Below are 17,800 nucleotides of genomic sequence, written 5' to 3' on the forward strand. Positions count from 1 at the left end.
ACGGTTCCGCACACGGTCGTTGAGCTTCAAAGCTTAGTCAGGCGGTGAGTTGGGGCAGGCTGCGGCGGCGGATAAAATGTCAGAATATGCGTCTTGCACGCGATTGACGCTCGGCGGATGAGTACACTGGCGCCGCTGCACAACACGGGGCGCAGGAAGCGCCTTGTCATGAGTTCTTTTGGAGAATGAAAGTGATGCGTCAGAAAGGCTTTACTTTGATCGAGTTGTTAATCGTCGTGGCAATCATCGGCATCCTGGCCACCATTGGCCTGCCCATGTACACCACCCATCAGGCCAAGGCCAAGTTCACTGCCGGCCTGGCGGAAATCACTGCGTTAAAGGCTGGGTACGAAGACACGCTCAATCAGGGCACGGTCCCTACCGTGGCCTTGATCGGTGGCACCAGTCCTACCGCCAACTGCAAGATCGACGTGACCGGCGACGTTGCCACCGGCGCAGGTGGCATCAGCTGCGAAATCCTCGACGCGCCGGCGCCGGTCCTGGGCAAGACCATCAGCCTGACCCGCAACGCTACCAGCGGCTGGACCTGCACCACTACTGCCGAGGCCAAATACGTCGCCAAGGGCTGCGCCGCCGGCGGCGCGTGACGGTGCCTGCACCCACACGCACGTCGAGCTGGCCAATGACATTATCCGTACAGCGGCGCGGCAGTATTTTCCTGGTGCTGGCTGTGTGCCTATTGGTGGTGGGTATTTGCACGCCGTTCGGTGGGCACGATCTACAGCGGGTCATGCAGATTGCCATCGGGTTCTGCGCGGTGCTGTACGGTATTTCGGTGACGCCCACTGAACCCTGGGTGGATCGCCAGACGGCGTTGGGCCTGTCGGTAATCGTGGGCTTGGGCGTGACGTCTTCGCTGCTGGCCCATCAGCCGCTCTGGGCGCTGACCGAAGTGGCACTGTTCGTCAGCTGCGCAGCCATCGCGCTGGCCTTTGCATCGCTGCGCCGTCATGGCGGTGAGCCTTTGGATCGGGCGCTGCTGCTGATCGTTGTGCTGCTGTGCCTGATCAAAACGTTTCAGTACCTGTACGCCGGCGTGCTTGCGTTCGCCAGCGGCGGGCCCACGTTGAACCCGGACCTGCTGTTGTCGAGTTTTTCCAATAAGCGTTTCTACGGTCAGTTCCAGACACTCACGCTGCCGTTGCTGGCGCTTCCTCTGCTGTTACCCACCGTTTCTCGCTCACTGCGGGGGATGGCCTTTGCGTTGCTGTGCGCCTGGTGGTTGATTGCGATCAGCGGCGGTACACGCGGCACCTGGCTGGGCATGGGGGTGGCGGGAATGGTACTGGCGCTGCTCGGTCCGTGGGGGCGGCGATGGTTGGGTTGGCAGTTGGCCGCAATGCTGGGCGGCTTGTGGGTTTACTGGCTGCTGTTCACGGTGCTGGCGACCTACCTGGGGATCGAGACGTCCAATGACGCCAGCGAGCGCCTCACCACTTCACTGTCGGGGCGCGGCCCGATCTGGTGGCAGGGTTGGCAGATGATCGCCGAGCGGCCGTGGCTGGGGTTCGGCCCGATGCATTTTGCCGATATTGCCAACAAGGTTGCCGCCCATCCGCATCAGGCTGTATTGCAGTGGGCCAGCGAGTGGGGTGTGCTTTCGACGTTGTGCGTGGCGGTTTTGGCAGGACGCAGTGGCTGGGCCACGGTTGCTGTGTTGCGTGAGCGCGCGCGTTCAAGTGAACGCGCGGACCTGCTGCGCTTATGCCTGTTTGCGGCGTTGGTGGGTGCCCTGACGCAGTCCATGGTCGACGGTGTGCTGGTGATGCCCAATTCCCAGGTCTGGCTTGCGCTGGTCGTGGGGTGGCTGATGGCGTTGCATCGTTGGCGAACACCTGCAACGGCGACTTGGCCGTTGGCCTGGACGGTGTGGAAAGTGTTGAGTGTATTGGCGATCGCGTTGCTGGTGCATGTCGCGCTGCGCGATGTGCCCCACATCAAGCAGGCCCAGCGGCAGTACCTCGACGCCACGGGCAGTTACCTGCAGCCTCGCTTCTGGGCGCAGGGTGTCATCGCCCGCTGAAGGCCGCGAGTTGCCGGACGCCCGATGCGGTGCTAGCTTTAGTCCACCGCCCGTGTAGCTCAGCCGGTAGAGCAGCGCACTCGTAACGCGAAGGTCGCAGGTTCGATTCCTGTCTCGGGCACAAAGGCAACAGCGTTTCAAGGCAACGTTTTCAGCTGATCCCAGAATGGTTCTGAAGGCCAGACGAGCCGGCATCCATGCCTGTTCTTTTGTATCTGCGCAACCTGATGTCCCAGATGCATCCCCATTCCTCGATCTAAGAGAACACCATGACCACGACCGAAATGACCCAGGAAGCGCGGCACGAAGCAGCTCTTGAACATTACCTCAAGGAGTCGCCGCAGCTTAAAGAAGAGATCAAGGACCTGAGCGCCGATGACCAGCACGACCAGATCCAGTGGGCATTCGAGGACGAGGCCGAAAGCCAGGGCCTGCAGCCTTGGGAATTGACCCTCAAGTACACCTCGACACCGGAAGAATTCGAAGCTCAGCGGCTGGTCCTGCACAAGGAAGCGGCCGAGGTGCTGGGCGTCGAATGGGACGAGTATTGCGAGATGAATAACCTGGTGGTTTAGATAAGAGCCGCACGCTTCAAGCTGCAAGTGTTCACTCGACTTGCTTGCAGCTTGAAATGCCTCAAATACTGAGCCGCATCGACAGATCCACCGCCTTCACATCCTTGGTCATCGCACCGATGGAGATGTAGTCCACACCGGTCTCGGCGATGGGCAGCAGGGTGCTTTCATTGATACCGCCGCTGGCTTCCAGTTTCGCCTTACCGCCGCTCAGGCGCACGGCTTCGCGCATGTCCTCCAGGCTCAACTCATCAAGCATGATGATGTCGGCGCCCGCCGCCAATGCTTCGCGTAACTCTTGCAGACTTTCCACCTCGATTTCCACTGGCTTGCCGGGGGCGATCCTGTGCGCGGCAGTGATGGCCTGCGCAATGCCCCCGCAGGCCGCGATGTGGTTTTCCTTGATCAGGAACGCATCGTACAAACCGATGCGATGGTTGTGGCAGCCCCCGCAGGTCACGGCGTATTTCTGCGCCAGGCGCAAGCCCGGCAGGGTCTTGCGGGTATCCAGCAATTTGACTGGAGTGCTGGCGACGAAGTCCGCCAGGAACCGGGCGCGTGTGGCGACTCCGGACAGCATTTGCAGGAAGTTCAGCGCACTGCGTTCGCCGCTGAGCAGCGAGCGCGCCGGGCCCTCTAGGTGGAACAATGCCTGATTGGGGCTGACGCGCTCGCCATCGGCCACCTGCCAATGCACGGCGACCCGAGGGTCCAACTGGCGGAACACCGCGTCCACCCACGCCGTGCCGGCGATCACCGCTGCGTCGCGAGTAATGATGGTGGCCTTGGCCAGCCGTTCGGCAGGGATCAGCTGCGCGGTGATGTCTCCACTGCCGATGTCCTCCAGCAGCGCACGGCGCACGTTGGCTTCAATTTCGGCGGTGAGGTCGGCAAGACGCAGATTCGGCATAACAGGCTCCACAAACAAAGTGCCTCGATTATAGGGGGTGTGTGCCTGCGAACCCAGCGGCCTGCTGATTTATGCGCGAATGTCAGAGCGTGCTGGCGTAACCCCCCTCGTTTGCAAGATAATCTCGCGCCTTGCAATTGGCGTCATAGCTTTGACGTCCTGGTGGTGGCCGGCTTTTGCCAGCGAGCGTGCTGGCGCGCAGCCGGTCCCGCCCCATTCGATACCGCCGTCTCAGGAGGCCAGGATGCACAATGACGGAAAGGTGGTGCCGATCAACAAGGCGCACGCCACGCCATCGCCGCTCGCCCGCCTGCCGGTTGTGTTGCTGCAGGTTCGCGACAAGGCGGCGCAGCAGCTGCAGCAGGGCTTGCAGGACCTGTTCGATAACGCCGACGACACCTTGTTTGAAATGGCCGACAAGGCCCGCAGCAACGTCGACCACCATATTTTCTTTGAGGCCATGCGCGACCTGCGCCTCAAGCGCAAGAATTTCGAGCGCGTGTTCATGGAGCGCCTGTTCGCGGCCTTCGCCAGCCTGGGCGAAGCCGGGCGCGGTGAGCTGCAACTGGTGCCGCTGGTGTCTTACGAAGCTGCGCCCACGACGCCCCGCGATGCACTGGAAAAAGCCGTGGCACTGGAGGCCATGCTCGAGCGTGTGCGGCATCGCGACGGGCTGGCGCTGGCGCAGCTCACCGCACGGCTGAGCGCCGTGTTGGGCAGTCACCTGGCCGAATGTGAAAACCCCCTGGGGCCGGCGCTGCTCTGCGAATGCTTCCTGCAGGCGGGGCGCAGCCTTGGGGTGGAAATCCGCGTCAAGCTGATCATGCTCAAACTCTTCGAAAAATACGTCCTCAGCGATGCCGATCAACTGTATGGCGAAGCCAATCAGTTGCTGGTCGCCACCGGCGTGCTGCCTGAACTCAAGGCCGCGCCGTCGCGGCGCGCGGGTGAGCGTGCCGCTCGTGAGCAGCGGCACGAAGAGGCGTTGCCGCCCACCGAGTTGCCCGTCGACGAGGGCGGCCAGCAAGCCTTCGCTGCGCTGCAAACCTTACTCAAAGCCGTGCGCGGCAGTGTGGCGCCGACCCTGGAAGCCAGTCACCAACCGCAGCCCATCGCCACCCGCGACCTGTTGCGACTGTTGTCCCATTTGCAGCAGTACGTGCCGACGCCGCAGGTCGAGGACGAGTTCGATCTGCGCAACCAGCTTGAGCAATTACTCACCCGCGTCAGCGTCAAGAGTGGCAAGTCGCGGGTGGTGGAAGAAGCCGACGAAGACGTGATCAACCTGATTGCGCTGGTGTTCGAATTCATCCTCAGCGACTGCACCGTCCCCGATACCTTCAAGTCATTGATCGCTCGCCTGCAGATTCCGATGCTGAAAGTGGCGGTGCTGGACAAGGGCTTTTTCAGCCACGCCAGCCATCCGGCGCGACGCCTGCTCAATGACATCGCCGCCGCGACCATGGGCAGCAGCGTGGGAGAAGACGAGCCGCGCGACCCCCTGTACCTGCGCGTCGAGCAACTGGTGCAGCGCTTGCTCAATGAGTTTGTCGACGACGCGGCGATTTTTTCCCAATTGCTCACCGAGTTCAGGGCCTTTACCGCCGACGAACAACGGCGCAGCGCGCTGCTCGAACAGCACACCCGCGAAGCCGAACAAGGCCGCGTACGCACCGACGAGGCGCGTCAGCGGGTGGCCGATGCGCTCAATCGGCGACTGCTGGGCAAAGTACTGCCGCAGGTGGTGGTGCAGTTCCTGCAACAGGCCTGGAGCCAGGTGCTGTTGCTGGCCAGCCTCAAGCATGGCGAGCAGTCGGTGCACTGGCAGGCGGCCTTGCGCACCATGGACGACCTGATCTGGAGCGTCGGCCTGCACGACGACACCGAAGCCGGCCGGCGTTTGCTGGAGCAGTTGCCTGGCCTGCTCAAGGCGCTGCGCGACGGTTTGAACAGCGCCGCGTTCGATCCTTTCAGTGCCCGAGAATTCTTCGTGCAACTGCAGGCGTTGCATGTGCAGCCGGCCGAGCGCATCGACGGGTTGATCGAAGTGCGCGAGCCTTTCGTGCTTGGCACGTTGCCAGGCGGGCCGGCGATCGACCTGCCATCCGACGATCCCGATCTGCTCAAGGTCCATTCACTTCGGGTCGGCGCCTGGATCCTGCGTCAACAGGACGCCACCGTTGCCTTGCGCTGCAAGCTCGCCGCCATCCTGGCACCGGCCAATACCTATGTGTTCGTCAACCGCGCGGGGCTCAAGGTGCTGGAGCAAAGCCCCGGCCAACTGGCGCTGGCATTCAAGCAGGGCGGTTTGCGGGTGCTGGATGACAGCCCACTGTTCGAACGCGCGCTGGCCGCGGTGGTTGACAGGCTGCGGCAACTCAATCACGCCAAGTGATCGCAACCACGGGGTCGAACGCGGCATACTGGTCATCTGTTGTCCCGTTCAAGGAACCTGTATGCAGTTGGACCCCGCCAGCGGTTGGTGCCAGGGCATTGCTCATTGCCCCTCGCCCAACTTCAACGAGCGCCCCGCAGGCGAGATTTCACTGCTGGTGGTGCATAACATCAGCCTGCCACCGGCTCAGTTCGGCACCGGCAACGTGCAGGCTTTTTTCCAGAATCGCCTGGATGTCACGGAACATCCCTACTTTGAAGGGATTGCCGACCTACGGGTCTCTGCGCATTTTCTGATTGAGCGCGACGGCGCGGTGACGCAGTTTGTGTCCTGCCGCGACCGGGCCTGGCATGCCGGTATTTCGCGGTTCGAAGGACGGGAAACCTGCAACGATTTTTCCCTGGGCATCGAACTGGAAGGCACGGATGACCTGCCGTACACGGATGCCCAGTATGCGTCGCTGACCGAGCTGACCCGGCAATTGCTGACGGCTTATCCGGACATCACCGCGCAACGCATTTGTGGTCACAGCGATATTGCCCCGGGACGCAAGACCGATCCCGGCCCCGCTTTTGATTGGGCGCGCTTTCGCAGCGCCCTGCAGGATGGAGGACACACCTGATGAGTTTCCTGGTACTGGTGCTGGCTGTATGGATCGAGAAGTTCTCGGCCCTGCGTCATCGGTTGCAGCGCGATGGCGGCTGGCTGCGCGAACTGGCCAGGCTGGAATCAAGCCCGCGCCTGGCACAGCGGCCCTGGCTGATCCTGACGTTACTGGTGCTGCTGCCGGTGGCCGTGCTGGCGCTGTTGCTGATGGTGCTGGAACCGGTGGCCTATGGTTTGCTGGCACTGCCGGTGCACCTGCTGGTGGTGATCTACAGCCTGGGCCGTGGCGATCTGCTGGCTGATCTGGGGCCGTTCCGCGACGCCTGGCGGCGCGGCGACCTGCAGGCCGCCGAACATGTGGCCGAGCGCGACTTGGCGCTGGGTGCCGACAGCGGCGAGCAACTGCTCGAGCGCGTGCAGGGCCATCTGTTGTGGCAGGCTTACCAGAGTTTTTTTGCGGTGATCTTCTGGTATTTCCTGCTCGGCCCGGTGGCCGCCCTGGCCTATCGTCTGCTGGCACTGGCCAGCGAGCACAGCCTCAACCCTTTGGTTGCCGAACGCGCCGGGCAACTGCGCCACGCGTTCGACTGGCTGCCGGTGCGCTTGCTGGCGGCCAGCTTTGCCTTGGTAGGCAACTTCGTCGCGGTCAGCCGAGTGATGCTCCACGAGTTGCTGAGCTGGGACATCAGCGCAGCCCAACTGGTAGAGAAAGTCGGCCTGGCCGCCGCCGAAATCCCGGCTCCCGCAGTAGGCGCCGAGGGCATCAACAGCCTCGACCGGTTATGGGAACTGCTGCTGCGTGCCGCCGTGCTGTGGTATGCCGGTTTCGCCATCTGGACCGTCTTGCCATAACGGCTATACGCGATACCGTGGGAGCGCGCCGGCTCCCACGGGTTGTTAACCTTAAGTTACAAAACTCCCTGTTGAATTGAGCTATATAGACAGAGCGCCACTAGTGGCCTTCTGCCGCGCTCCTGCGCCCTTAATAAAAATAAAAGAAAAGGGAGTTCACCTGTGAAGAGCTTGCTCTATCCCGCCGTCGCGCTGATGAATCGCCTGAGTTTCGGTATGAAGTTCAGCCTGATCAGCGTGTTGTTCCTGTTGCCGATGCTGGCGACCAACGCGTTCCTGGTGCGTGACGCCTGGCGCGAATTCCAGGGCACTCGCGTCGAACTGCAAAGCCTGGATGTACTCGGCAGCAGCCTGGCCCTGCGCCGCGACCTGGAAACCCTCAACAACCAGGTGCAGATCAATGCCACGCTCGGCCAGTCCGCCAAGGTTGGGGATCTTGAAAGCACGATCAGCGCCCTGGAACAGAGCGTGCTGAGCCGTTTGCAGGGCCTGGCGCCCATAAGCGTCGACCCGGAGCACGTCGCGGTGTTTGAAGCCAAGCGCGCTGAATTGCTCGATGCCTTCAAGGCCCAGCAACAGGAAACCTCGCTACTGAGTAAAAGCGCGCTGATCGGCAAACTGTTGAACAAAGCGCAGATGCTCGGCCAGATCATCGCCAGTCAAGCCGGGCTGAGCCGCGATCCCCAAAGCGACTTGCGCCAACTCAGCGACTTGATCACCAGCGTCACGCCGCAGGTAAGCCAGACGCTGGGGGAGGGGCGCGCGATGGGAGCCTTTTCCCTGGGGCAAGGTTTTCTCAACTCATCATCCAGCACTCGCTTTGATGAACTGCTGCAGCAGCTGGAAAAACTCCACGCCGAGTACGCCTTGAAACTGCAGGATGCACTGGGCTCCAGCAGTGCCGCGCACACGGCGCTCGACGGCCTGGCCAAGGCCAGCAATGCCAGCCTCAAGCAGGGCAGCGAGTTGTTCGAAGAACGGGTGGTCATGGCTGAAACCCTCGACGCGTCCTGGCAGGGTTTTTATGACGATGTCAGCCAACTGATGGCCAAAACCTATGAACTCGATGAGGCCACCCTGGGATTTCTCGATCAGCAGTTGCAGCAACGCCTGGCGCAGAAGCGCCTGCATATGGTGGTGCTGGTGTCGGCGCTGACGGCGGTGTTTTTGCTGATCTTTTACTTGTACGCCGGTTTCTACGCCTCGACGCGCACCACGTTGCGGCACTTGGGCCAGATGATGGACGACGTGGCGGCCGGCGACATGACTGTCACCTTTGTGGCGCGCAGCCGCGATGAGCTGGGCGAACTCGGCCAGGTATTCAACGGCACCGTGGCAAAAATCCATGACTTGATCGAGCGTGTCGGCCACACCGTCAGCCAGGTCGAGCGGCAGGCCGGCCAAGTGGAAGTAGTCTCCGACTCCAGCAACCAGGCGGTCCGTGGCCAGCGCACGCAGATCGAACAGGTCGCGACAGCGATGAACCAGATGTCTTCAACGGCCCAGGAAGTGGCGCGCAACGCCGCCGCCGCGGTGGGCAGCGCCCAGCGTGTCAACGAGGAAACCGTCAACGGCCGGGGCCTGGTGCACTCCCAGCAGAGCAGCATTGCGTGTCTGGCGACGGAGATCGACCAATCGGTGCGGGCCATCCATCAATTGGCCAGCGACAGCCAGGCCATCAGTCGCGTATTGGATGTGATCAAAAGCATCGCCGAGCAAACCAACCTGCTGGCGCTCAACGCGGCGATCGAGGCGGCGCGCGCTGGTGAGCAGGGGCGTGGTTTCGCGGTGGTGGCCGACGAAGTGCGCACCCTGGCGCGCCGCACACAGCAGTCCACCGAAGAGATCGAGCAGATGATCAGCCGCCTGCACCAAGGCGTGGAGGCGGCCGTCACGGCCATGGGCAGCAGCCATGAAATGGCCAGTGGCACGGTCGGGCAATCGGAAAAGGTCCAGCAAGCCCTGGACAATATTCTCGGCGCCGTCGGCCTGATCGTGGACCAGAACCAGCAGATCGCCGCTGCCGTGGAGCAGCAGACCGCCGTGGCCCACGATATCGACCAGAACATCGTCGAAATCAATCGTGCCGGCGAGCATGCCGCCGACGGCGCACAACAGACGGCGGCGGCCAGTCGACAGTTATCGCTGCAGGTAGTCGAGTTGAAGCAATTGATCGGCGCGTTTCGCGTGTAGGGCGCAGGTGTAGGACTAGCCGTTTAGAGCTGTGGTGCGGGTCTGAATTTTCGCGAGCGCCTTTTCTGTTCACGTAAATGAGTGAAAATTTATTTCACTCAAACCGGGAACCGAGGAGGCACCACGATGACCGCTGCACTCGGCATCAAAGGGCATTGCGCCCATTGCGACATCACATTTGAACTCAAGCCTTGGCAATTGAATGCCATCGCCATCGAGGAGCCGTTCGATTGCCCGTATTGCCAGCGAATCCTGCAGTTGAACTGCCCTGTGCAGTTGCGTCATTTCAAGGCGCTTGACCGTTGGGCGCTGGTGCGGCCGAGCATGGTGGCATTAACCTGCATGGTGCTGATCGTGGCGCTGGTGGCTGAGTGGCTTGGGCTGATCAGCGTGATCGGGCAGTTCAACATTTCACTGATGGTGGTGCTGCTGCATTACCTGGTACTGCGCTATGCGCGTCACCGCCAGCGCATGACCCTGGACCTGCACGTTGTCAGCCCCGTGCTACCAATTGAACAGCTCGCGCGCATTGCGGGTGCTCGCCTCAGCCAGCGCTAGCGGGCTGAGGCCCATGCGTTCGGCCAGGGCGCGGCAGATGTCCGGCAGGTGCTCGGGGCTGTTGCGCTGGCCGGGATACATGGCGGGCGGCATGTCGGGCGAGTCGGTTTCCAGCACCACCGCGTCCAGCGGCAAGTGCGCCAGCACCTTGTGCATGCGCAGCGCCTGAGGCCAGGTCGCGGCACCGCCCAGGCCCAGCTTGAAACCGAGCTTGATGTATTCGCGGGCTTCCTCACGGCTGCCGGCAAACGCATGGATGATGCCGCCACGTGGCACGCGTAGGCGCTTGAGGGTGGCAATCACCGCCGCATGGCTGCGACGCACGTGCAGCAGGGCGGGCAGCTGAAAATCCACGGCCAGCCGCAGTTGCGCCTCGAACAGGTGTTGCTGACGCTCGCGGTCCAGGTCTTCGAGGAAATAATCCAGGCCGATCTCGCCCACCGCACACAGCTGCCGATGGCCGCGCAGGCGAGTCAGCCAGTCGCCCAGTTCGGACAGGTCGGCGGGGCGGTGATCGTCCAGATACACCGGGTGAAGGCCGAACGCAGCGAACAGGCCGTCATCGGTCTGCACCAAGTCCCACAGCCGCTGCCAATTCTGCCGATACACCCCCAGCACCACCATGCGCTGTACGCCCAGCTCGCGGCTATGGGCGAGGACTTCCCGGCGGTCGCTGTCGAACTCCGGGAAATCCAGATGGGTGTGGGTGTCGATCAGCGTCACGTTCACGCCTCGTGAATACGCTGCTTGAAGGTGCGGCCGATGGCGTGCACGCCCGGTTGGTACTGCTCTTCTTCGATGGCGGCCAAGGCCAGGCGCAGTGCGGTGTCGGCGATCAACTGATGCTGCTGGGCCATGGCGTTGACCGGCAGCGGCAGGAAGTCCAGCAGTTGAGTGTCGCCGAACGTGCCCAGGCGCAGGGGGCGCGATTTGAGCGGATAGTCGTGCAGTGCATCGAACACGCCTTGCAGCAGGACATAGGACGTGGTCACCAGCGCGTCAGGCAAGTGGCCCAGCCGCTGTAGCAATTGCTCCATCAATTGTCGGCCACAGTCGCGACTGAACGCTTCACCGTGCTCGATGAGCATCTCACCGGTAAAACCCTGCAGGGCTTGCTGAAAACCGGCGGCGCGCTCCTGGCTGATGCTCAGCTCGGGGCGTGCGCCGATCAGTACGATTTGCTTGGGCAGCGGTTGCAGCAGGCTGCTGGTTAACTGATGGCAGGCCTGACGGTCGTCGCTGACCACCGAGCAGAACTGTGTCGACTCCATCACCCGGTCAATCGCGATCACCGGCAGGCCCTTGGCTTGCAATTCACGGTAACTGTCATCGCTGGTGGGCAGGCAACTGGCCACGAATAACGCATCGCAACGTCGGGCGCGGAACAACTGCAGTAATTGGCGCTCGCTGTCGGCGTCGTCGTCGGAGCTGGCGATCAGCAGCTGATAGCCCCGCGCACGCGCGCCTTGCTCCAGCAATTTGGCGATGCGTGCGTAACTGGGGTTTTCCAGGTCAGGCAGAATAAAGCCCAGCGTGCGCGTGTGCCGGCTGCGTAGCCCGGCGGCCTGGGGGTTCGGCGTAAAGCCGTGGGCGTCGACGACCGCTCGCACCCGCTCGACGGTCGCGTGGCTGATGCGTTGCTGGGCGGCTTTGCCGTTGATGACATAACTGGCGGTGGTCACGGACACACCGGCCAGACGTGCGATATCACTGAGTTTCAAACCGGGATTTCCTTGTTTTTTGGAGCTCGCCCCGACATTTTGTCCAATCGTAACCGATTCCGGCGCACGACCAATGTCCCAGCTCAATCGCCGAGTGGTCCTTCAAGGATGCACAATTAACGCGTAATCTGCCTTAAATTCTAGATTAAACGTTTCAGCCAGCGTATTTTTACGACGTTCGCGACCGAGCGGCTCCTGCCAACTGACCGCTCAGTCAGTGATTTTCAAACACCCCTACACTGTTTTATTCAAAACAATACCTAGTGCGCCCAGCGCACTCACTAGGAGAACGGCATGCTTGAGCTCACTGTAGAGCAGATATCCATGGGCCAGGTGGCTGTGGATAAATCTGCTGCCTTGCACCTGCTCGCTGACACACTGGTGGCCGACGGCCTGGTCGCCGAAGGCTATTTAAGCGGCCTGCAAGCCCGTGAAGCCCAGGGCTCGACGTTTCTCGGCCAAGGTATTGCGATCCCCCACGGCACCCCCGAAACCCGCGATCAGGTGTTCTCCACCGGCGTGCGCCTGCTGCAGTTCCCCGAAGGGGTGGACTGGGGCGACGGCCAGGTCGTGTACCTGGCCATCGGCATCGCCGCCCAGTCCGACGAACACCTGCGCCTGCTGCAACTGCTCACCCGCGCCCTCGGCGAGACCGACCTGGGTGAGGCGCTGCGTCGCGCCGCCTCCGCGCAAGCTCTGCTGAAATTGCTGCAGGGTGCACCGCAGGAGCTGGCGCTGGATGCACAGATGATCAGCCTGGGCGTGTCCGCCGATGATTTCGAAGAGCTGGTCTGGAGAGGGGCACGCCTGCTGCGCCAGGCCGATTGCGTCAGCAACGGCTTCGCCGCCGTATTGCAACAGGTCGATGCACTGCCATTGGGCGATGGCCTGTGGTGGCTGCACAGCGAGCAAACCGTCAAACGTCCGGGCCTGGCGTTCGTCACCCCGGACAAACCCATGCGTTACCTTGGCCAGCCGCTCAACGGCCTGTTTTGCCTGGCCAGCCTGGGCGAAGCGCACCAGGCCCTGCTTGAGCGTTTGTGTGCGCTGCTGATCGAAGGCCGTGGCCAGGAACTGGGCCGAGCCACCAGCAGTCGCGCGGTGCTTGAAGTACTGGGCGGCGAACTGCCCGCGGACTGGCCGAGCGCGCGCATCACCCTGGCCAACGCCCACGGCCTGCATGCGCGGCCGGCGAAGATCCTCGCGCAGTTGGCCAAAAGTTTTGACGGCGATATCCGCGTGCGCGTCATCGACGGCCCGGCCACCGCGGTGTCGGTCAAGAGCCTGAGCAAGCTGCTCAGCCTCGGCGCTCGCCGCGGTCAGGTGTTGGAGTTTGTCGCCGAACCCGGCATTGCCGGTGATGCGTTGCCGGCACTGTTGGCGGCGGTAGAAGAGGGGCTCGGTGAGGCGATCGAGCCGCTGCCGACCGTCAGCGCGCAACCCGCAACCGTGGACATAGAACCGGTGATCAGCGCGCCAGCGTCAGGCAGCCAGCTCCAGGCGATCGCCGCTGCGCCGGGAATTGCTATCGGCCCGGCCCATGTCCAGGCCCAGCAGGTGTTCGACTACCCGCTGCGCGGCGAGTCGTGCGCGATTGAGCGTCAGCGTTTGCAGGCCGCCCTTGCCGACGTGCGCGGTGATATCCACGGCCTGATCGAGCGCAGCCCGTCCAAGGCGATCCGCGAGATTTTCATCACCCACCAGGAAATGCTCGACGACCCGGAACTCACCGACGAAGTCGACACGCGCCTCAAGCAAGGCGAAAGCGCCGAAGCCGCGTGGATGAGCGTAATTGAGGCCGCCGCCAAACAGCAGGAATCGTTGCAGGATGCGCTGCTCGCCGAGCGTGCCGCCGACCTGCGCGATGTCGGCCGCCGAGTGCTGGCGCAACTGTGCGGCGTCGAAACCGCGCAGGAACCGAACGAACCTTACATCCTGGTGATGGACGAGGTCGGCCCCTCCGACGTGGCGCGCCTGGACCCGGCCCGCGTCGCCGGTATCCTCACCGCTCGCGGCGGCGCCACGGCCCACAGCGCCATCGTCGCCCGCGCGCTCGGCATCCCCGCGCTGGTCGGCGCCGGCTCGGCGGTGCTGCTGCTTGCCGCCGGTACGCCGCTGCTGCTGGATGGCCAGCGCGGGCGCCTGCATGTGGACCCCGACACAGCCACCCTGCAACGCGCCACCGTCGAGCGCGACACCCGTGAACAACGCTTGCAGGCCGCCTCGGCCCAGCGCCACGAACCGGCGCTGACCCGTGACGGGCATGCGGTGGAAGTGTTCGCCAACATCGGCGAGAGCGCCGGCGTTGCTGCTGCGGTGGAGCAGGGCGCCGAAGGCATCGGCCTGTTGCGCACCGAGCTGATTTTCATGGCCCATCCGCAAGCCCCGGATGAAGCCACCCAGGAGGCCGAATACCGCCGCGTGCTCGACGGCCTCGGCGGACGCCCACTGGTGGTGCGCACCCTTGATGTGGGTGGCGACAAGCCCTTGCCTTACTGGCCGATTGCCGAGGAAGAAAACCCTTTCCTGGGTGTGCGCGGCATCCGCCTGACCTTGCAGCGCCCGCAGATCATGGAAGCGCAATTGCGCGCGCTGTTGCGCTCGGCGGACAACCGCCCGCTGCGCATCATGTTTCCCATGGTCGGCAGCGTCGACGAGTGGCGCGCCGCCCGTGATATGACCGAGCGCCTGCGCCTGGAAATCCCGGTGGCCGACCTGCAACTGGGGATCATGATCGAAGTGCCGTCGGCGGCCTTGCTGGCGCCGGTGCTGGCCAAGGAAGTGGACTTTTTCAGTGTCGGCACCAACGACCTGACCCAATACACCCTGGCCATCGACCGTGGCCACCCGACCTTGTCGGCCCAGGCCGATGGCTTGCACCCGGCGGTGTTGCAATTGATCGATATCACCGTGCGCGCCGCCCATGCCCATGGCAAATGGGTTGGCGTGTGCGGCGAACTGGCGGCGGACCCGTTGGCGGTGCCGGTGCTGGTGGGCCTGGGGGTGGACGAGCTGAGCGTGTCGGCGCGCAGCATTCCCGAAGTGAAGGCGCGTGTGCGCGAATTCAGTCTGAGCCAGGCCCAGCGCCTGGCACAACAAGCACTGGCGGCAGGTTCCCCCGCCGATGTGCGAGCCCTCGTGGAGGCGGTGTAAATGGCAAGGATTCTGACCCTGACGCTGAACCCGGCGTTGGATCTCACGGTGCGCCTGGCCCGCCTGGAACCGGGTGAAGTCAACCGCAGCGAAACCCTGCTGACCCACGCCGCCGGCAAGGGCGTGAATGTGGCGCAGGTGCTGGCCGACCTGGGGCATCAGCTGACCGTGGGCGGTTTTCTCGGTGCGGACAACCCGCAGGCCTTTGAAGCGCTGATCGCCCGTCGTGGTTTTGCCGACGCGTTTATCCGCGTGCCGGGGGAAACCCGCAGCAATATCAAGATCGCCGAGCAGGACGGTCGCGTCACCGACATCAATGCACCGGGGCCGCTGGTGAGCGAGCAGGCGCAACAGGCCTTACTCAACCAGCTCACTCTGATCGCTCCCGTTCACGATGCGGTGGTGGTCGCCGGCAGCTTGCCGCGTGGCGTCAGTGCGCAGTGGTTGCACGATGTGTTGGTGCAGTTGAAGGGCCTCGGTTTGAAAGTCGCCCTGGACACCAGCGGCGAGGCGCTGCGTGCCGGCCTGCGTGCCGGCCCGTGGTTGGTCAAGCCGAACACCGAAGAACTGGCCGATGCCCTCGACTGCCCCACCGATTCCCTCGAACAGCAACGCCAGGCCGCGCAGCGCCTGCACGCTCAGGGCGTGGAGCATGTCGTGGTGTCCCATGGCGCCGACGGTGTTAACTGGTTCAGCCCAACGGCGGCGCTGCACGCCACGCCGCCCAAGGTCAGCGTGGCCAGCACCGTGGGTGCCGGGGACTCGTTGCTGGCCGGCATGCTCCACGGTCTGCTCAGTGACGAAGCGCCCGAGCAGACCCTGCGTCGCGCCACGGCGATTGCCGCCATGGCCGTGACGCAGATCGGTTTCGGCATCAGCGATGACGCGCAGTTGGCGCATCTGCAAAGCGGCGTCGATGTACGACCGCTCACAGAACAATAAGAGGGTTAGTCATGAAGTTAGCCATTGTTACTGCCTGCCCCAACGGCATGGTCACCAGTGTGCTGTGCGCCCGCTTGCTGGACGCCGCCGCGCAACGCCAGGGCTGGAGCACCAGTGTCGAAGTAGTGGATGTGCAACACTCCGAGCGTGCGTTATCCGAAGCGACCCTGGCCGCCGCCGAGTGGGTGTTGCTGGTCAGCAGCACGCCGGTGGATATGCAGCGCTTCGTCGGCAAGCGCGTGTTCCAGAGCACACCGGCCCAGGCGTTGGCGGATGTGGAGGCGGTGTTGCGTCGCGGCGCTGAAGAGGCCCAGGTGTATGTCGCCAGCCAGGCACCCGTGGCGGCGAAAAACGCCCCGCGCATCGTCGCCATCACCGCGTGCCCGACCGGCGTGGCCCATACCTTTATGGCCGCCGAAGCCTTGCAGCAGACGGCCAAGCGCCTGGGTTACGACTTGCAGGTCGAGACCCAGGGCTCGGTGGGCGCGCGTACGCCGCTGAGCGCCGAAGCCATCGCCAAGGCCGACGTAGTGCTGTTGGCGGCGGACATCGAAGTGGCCACCGAACGCTTTGCCGGCAAGAAGATTTACCGTTGCGGCACCGGTATTGCCCTCAAACAATCGGAAGCGACCCTGAACAAAGCCCTGGCCGAAGGCACGGTGGAGAGCGCGGCCGGTGCAGCGGTAGCCAAGCCGGAAAAAACCGGGGTCTATAAGCACCTGCTTACTGGTGTGTCGTTCATGTTGCCGATGGTGGTGGCGGGCGGCTTGCTGATCGCCCTGTCGTTTGCGTTCGGCATTCATGCGTTCGAACAGGAAGGCACCCTGGCGGCGGCGTTGAAAACCATCGGCAACAGCGCGTTTACCTTGATGGTGCCGCTGCTGGCCGGTTATATCGCCTATTCGATCGCCGACCGTCCGGGGATCGCGCCGGGCATGATTGGCGGCCTGCTCGCCGGTACTTTGGGCGCGGGCTTTATCGGCGGCATTTTTGCCGGTTTCCTGGCCGGTTACTGCGTCAAAGGGGTCACGCGCGTGGTGCGCCTGCCGCAGAGCATGGAAGCCCTCAAGCCGATTCTGATCATCCCGTTGCTGGCGAGCCTGTTCACCGGCCTGGCGATGATCTACCTGGTGGGCCCGCCGGTGGCGCGCATGCTCAGCGGCCTGACTGAGTTCCTCAGCACCATGGGCACCACCAATGCCGTGCTGCTGGGTATTCTGCTGGGCGGCATGATGTGCGTGGACCTGGGGGGGCCGATCAACAAGGCTGCGTATGCATTTTCGGTCGGCCTGCTGGCCGCCCATAGCGGCGCGCCGATGGCCGCGACCATGGCCGCCGGCATGGTACCGCCCATCGGCATGGGCATCGCCACGCTGCTGGCGCGGCGCAAATTCGCCCAGACCGAACGCGAAGCCGGCAAGGCCGCGATGATCCTCGGTATGTGCTTTATCTCCGAAGGTGCGATCCCTTTCGCCGCCAAGGACCCGCTGCGCGTGATCCCGGCGAGCATCGCCGGCGGTGCGTTGACCGGCGCGCTGTCGATGTACTTCGGCTGCGTACTGGCTGCGCCCCACGGTGGTTTGTTTGTGCTGGTGATCCCGAATGCGATCAACCATGCGTTGCTGTATCTGCTGGCGATCGTTGCGGGCAGCCTGCTGACCGGGGTGGTGTATGCGCTGATCAAGCGGGCGGAAGTGGTGGAGCTGAGCGTCGCGCCGGCCAACGCCTGACACGGTCCGGCAGGGCCTGAACATGTGGAAGGGGGCAAGCCCCTCCACATTTGGATCTCGGCTCAGCGCAGGGTGAGTGTCACATCCGCTTCATTCCCGTATGGTTAAGTGCCTCTTTTGA

14 protein-coding genes and 1 tRNA gene are annotated in these 17,800 nt (G+C 63.4%); 12 read left to right on the top strand and 3 right to left on the bottom strand.

The window, feature by feature from the left end; genetic code table 11:
* Positions 1 to 194: 194 nt before the first annotated feature.
* The 4 genes from PSH94_RS03820 (at position 195) to PSH94_RS03835 (ending at position 2,619) form a co-directional block, all read left to right on the top strand.
* Entirely contained in the window at positions 195 to 608 is a 414-nt protein-coding gene (locus tag PSH94_RS03820) for a pilin (protein ID WP_181079661.1), read from the top strand.
* A gap of 35 nt (positions 609 to 643) precedes the next feature.
* Positions 644 to 2,044 (top strand): O-antigen ligase, encoded by a 1,401-nt coding sequence (locus PSH94_RS03825; RefSeq protein WP_305436529.1) that lies wholly within the window; start codon positions 644 to 646, stop codon positions 2,042 to 2,044.
* A 48-nt stretch (positions 2,045 to 2,092) separates the two neighbouring features.
* Positions 2,093 to 2,165 (top strand) — tRNA-Thr (locus tag PSH94_RS03830).
* Between the two features lie 148 nt (positions 2,166 to 2,313).
* Positions 2,314 to 2,619, top strand: a complete 306-nt coding sequence (locus tag PSH94_RS03835; protein WP_305436531.1) for a DUF6388 family protein — start codon at positions 2,314 to 2,316, stop codon at positions 2,617 to 2,619.
* 61 nt (positions 2,620 to 2,680) lie between these two features.
* Here PSH94_RS03835 and nadC read toward each other — a convergent pair whose 3' ends face one another.
* Positions 2,681 to 3,529, bottom strand: coding sequence for a carboxylating nicotinate-nucleotide diphosphorylase (gene nadC / locus PSH94_RS03840; RefSeq protein WP_181079644.1), 849 nt, complete (start codon positions 3,527 to 3,529; stop codon positions 2,681 to 2,683).
* A 244-nt stretch (positions 3,530 to 3,773) separates the two neighbouring features.
* Here nadC and PSH94_RS03845 point away from each other — a divergent pair, with 244 nt between their 5' ends.
* The 5 genes from PSH94_RS03845 (at position 3,774) to PSH94_RS03865 (ending at position 10,133) form a co-directional block, all read left to right on the top strand.
* Complete coding sequence (locus tag PSH94_RS03845) at positions 3,774 to 5,924, top strand: DUF1631 domain-containing protein (protein ID WP_305436533.1); 2,151 nt, start codon at positions 3,774 to 3,776, stop codon at positions 5,922 to 5,924.
* A gap of 61 nt (positions 5,925 to 5,985) precedes the next feature.
* On the top strand, positions 5,986 to 6,546 hold the full coding sequence (gene ampD, locus PSH94_RS03850) for a 1,6-anhydro-N-acetylmuramyl-L-alanine amidase AmpD (RefSeq protein ID WP_181079646.1): 561 nt from the start codon (positions 5,986 to 5,988) through the stop codon (positions 6,544 to 6,546).
* Positions 6,546 to 7,382 (top strand): regulatory signaling modulator protein AmpE, encoded by an 837-nt coding sequence (ampE, locus tag PSH94_RS03855; protein ID WP_181079647.1) that lies wholly within the window; start codon positions 6,546 to 6,548, stop codon positions 7,380 to 7,382. Before ampD ends, ampE begins: the two co-directional genes overlap by 1 nt.
* A gap of 1,488 nt (positions 7,383 to 8,870) precedes the next feature.
* Positions 8,871 to 9,575 carry a methyl-accepting chemotaxis protein gene (locus tag PSH94_RS26020; protein WP_370694759.1) on the top strand — a complete coding sequence of 235 codons (705 nt, stop codon included), beginning with the start codon at positions 8,871 to 8,873 and terminating at the stop codon, positions 9,573 to 9,575.
* 126 nt (positions 9,576 to 9,701) lie between these two features.
* Complete coding sequence (locus PSH94_RS03865) at positions 9,702 to 10,133, top strand: hypothetical protein (RefSeq protein WP_305436536.1); 432 nt, start codon at positions 9,702 to 9,704, stop codon at positions 10,131 to 10,133.
* On the opposite strand, the gene PSH94_RS03870 is transcribed toward PSH94_RS03865, so the two are convergent.
* Entirely contained in the window at positions 10,080 to 10,856 is a 777-nt protein-coding gene (locus PSH94_RS03870; protein WP_181079650.1) for a TatD family hydrolase, read from the bottom strand. The genes PSH94_RS03865 and PSH94_RS03870 overlap by 54 nt on opposite strands.
* A 2-nt stretch (positions 10,857 to 10,858) precedes the next feature.
* Positions 10,859 to 11,854, bottom strand: coding sequence for a catabolite repressor/activator (cra, locus tag PSH94_RS03875; protein WP_181079651.1), 996 nt, complete (start codon positions 11,852 to 11,854; stop codon positions 10,859 to 10,861).
* Between the two features lie 294 nt (positions 11,855 to 12,148).
* Between cra and ptsP the strand changes: the two genes are divergently transcribed.
* Genes ptsP through PSH94_RS03890 form a run of 3 tightly spaced genes read left to right on the top strand, consistent with a single transcriptional unit; the run spans position 12,149 to position 17,679 of the window.
* The gene (gene ptsP, locus PSH94_RS03880; RefSeq protein ID WP_266245961.1) at positions 12,149 to 15,007 is read left to right on the top strand and encodes a phosphoenolpyruvate--protein phosphotransferase; all 2,859 of its coding nucleotides are present in this window, start codon (positions 12,149 to 12,151) and stop codon (positions 15,005 to 15,007) included.
* Positions 15,008 to 15,949: a 1-phosphofructokinase gene (gene pfkB / locus PSH94_RS03885; protein WP_305436538.1), complete on the top strand. Its 942-nt coding sequence runs from the start codon at positions 15,008 to 15,010 to the stop codon at positions 15,947 to 15,949.
* Between the two features lie 11 nt (positions 15,950 to 15,960).
* The gene (locus PSH94_RS03890) at positions 15,961 to 17,679 is read left to right on the top strand and encodes a PTS fructose-like transporter subunit IIB (RefSeq protein WP_305436541.1); all 1,719 of its coding nucleotides are present in this window, start codon (positions 15,961 to 15,963) and stop codon (positions 17,677 to 17,679) included.
* Positions 17,680 to 17,800 lie beyond the last annotated feature (121 nt).

This window comes from Pseudomonas sp. FP2254 (genome assembly GCF_030687695.1).
Lineage (GTDB): Bacteria > Pseudomonadota > Gammaproteobacteria > Pseudomonadales > Pseudomonadaceae > Aquipseudomonas > Aquipseudomonas quebecensis.

What these genes read in the sequence shown, in the direction of transcription:
- PSH94_RS03820 (WP_181079661.1), top strand. Translation starts at nt 195, where the DNA reads ATGCGTCAGAAAGGCTTTACTTTGATCGAGTTGTTAATCGTCGTGGCA.
- PSH94_RS03825 (WP_305436529.1), top strand. Translation starts at nt 644, where the DNA reads ATGACATTATCCGTACAGCGGCGCGGCAGTATTTTCCTGGTGCTGGCT.
- PSH94_RS03835 (WP_305436531.1), top strand. Translation starts at nt 2,314, where the DNA reads ATGACCACGACCGAAATGACCCAGGAAGCGCGGCACGAAGCAGCTCTT.
- nadC (WP_181079644.1), bottom strand. Translation starts at nt 3,529, where the DNA reads ATGCCGAATCTGCGTCTTGCCGACCTCACCGCCGAAATTGAAGCCAAC.
- PSH94_RS03845 (WP_305436533.1), top strand. Translation starts at nt 3,774, where the DNA reads ATGCACAATGACGGAAAGGTGGTGCCGATCAACAAGGCGCACGCCACG.
- ampD (WP_181079646.1), top strand. Translation starts at nt 5,986, where the DNA reads ATGCAGTTGGACCCCGCCAGCGGTTGGTGCCAGGGCATTGCTCATTGC.
- ampE (WP_181079647.1), top strand. Translation starts at nt 6,546, where the DNA reads ATGAGTTTCCTGGTACTGGTGCTGGCTGTATGGATCGAGAAGTTCTCG.
- PSH94_RS26020 (WP_370694759.1), top strand. Translation starts at nt 8,871, where the DNA reads ATGTCTTCAACGGCCCAGGAAGTGGCGCGCAACGCCGCCGCCGCGGTG.
- PSH94_RS03865 (WP_305436536.1), top strand. Translation starts at nt 9,702, where the DNA reads ATGACCGCTGCACTCGGCATCAAAGGGCATTGCGCCCATTGCGACATC.
- ptsP (WP_266245961.1), top strand. Translation starts at nt 12,149, where the DNA reads ATGCTTGAGCTCACTGTAGAGCAGATATCCATGGGCCAGGTGGCTGTG.
- pfkB (WP_305436538.1), top strand. Translation starts at nt 15,008, where the DNA reads ATGGCAAGGATTCTGACCCTGACGCTGAACCCGGCGTTGGATCTCACG.
- PSH94_RS03890 (WP_305436541.1), top strand. Translation starts at nt 15,961, where the DNA reads ATGAAGTTAGCCATTGTTACTGCCTGCCCCAACGGCATGGTCACCAGT.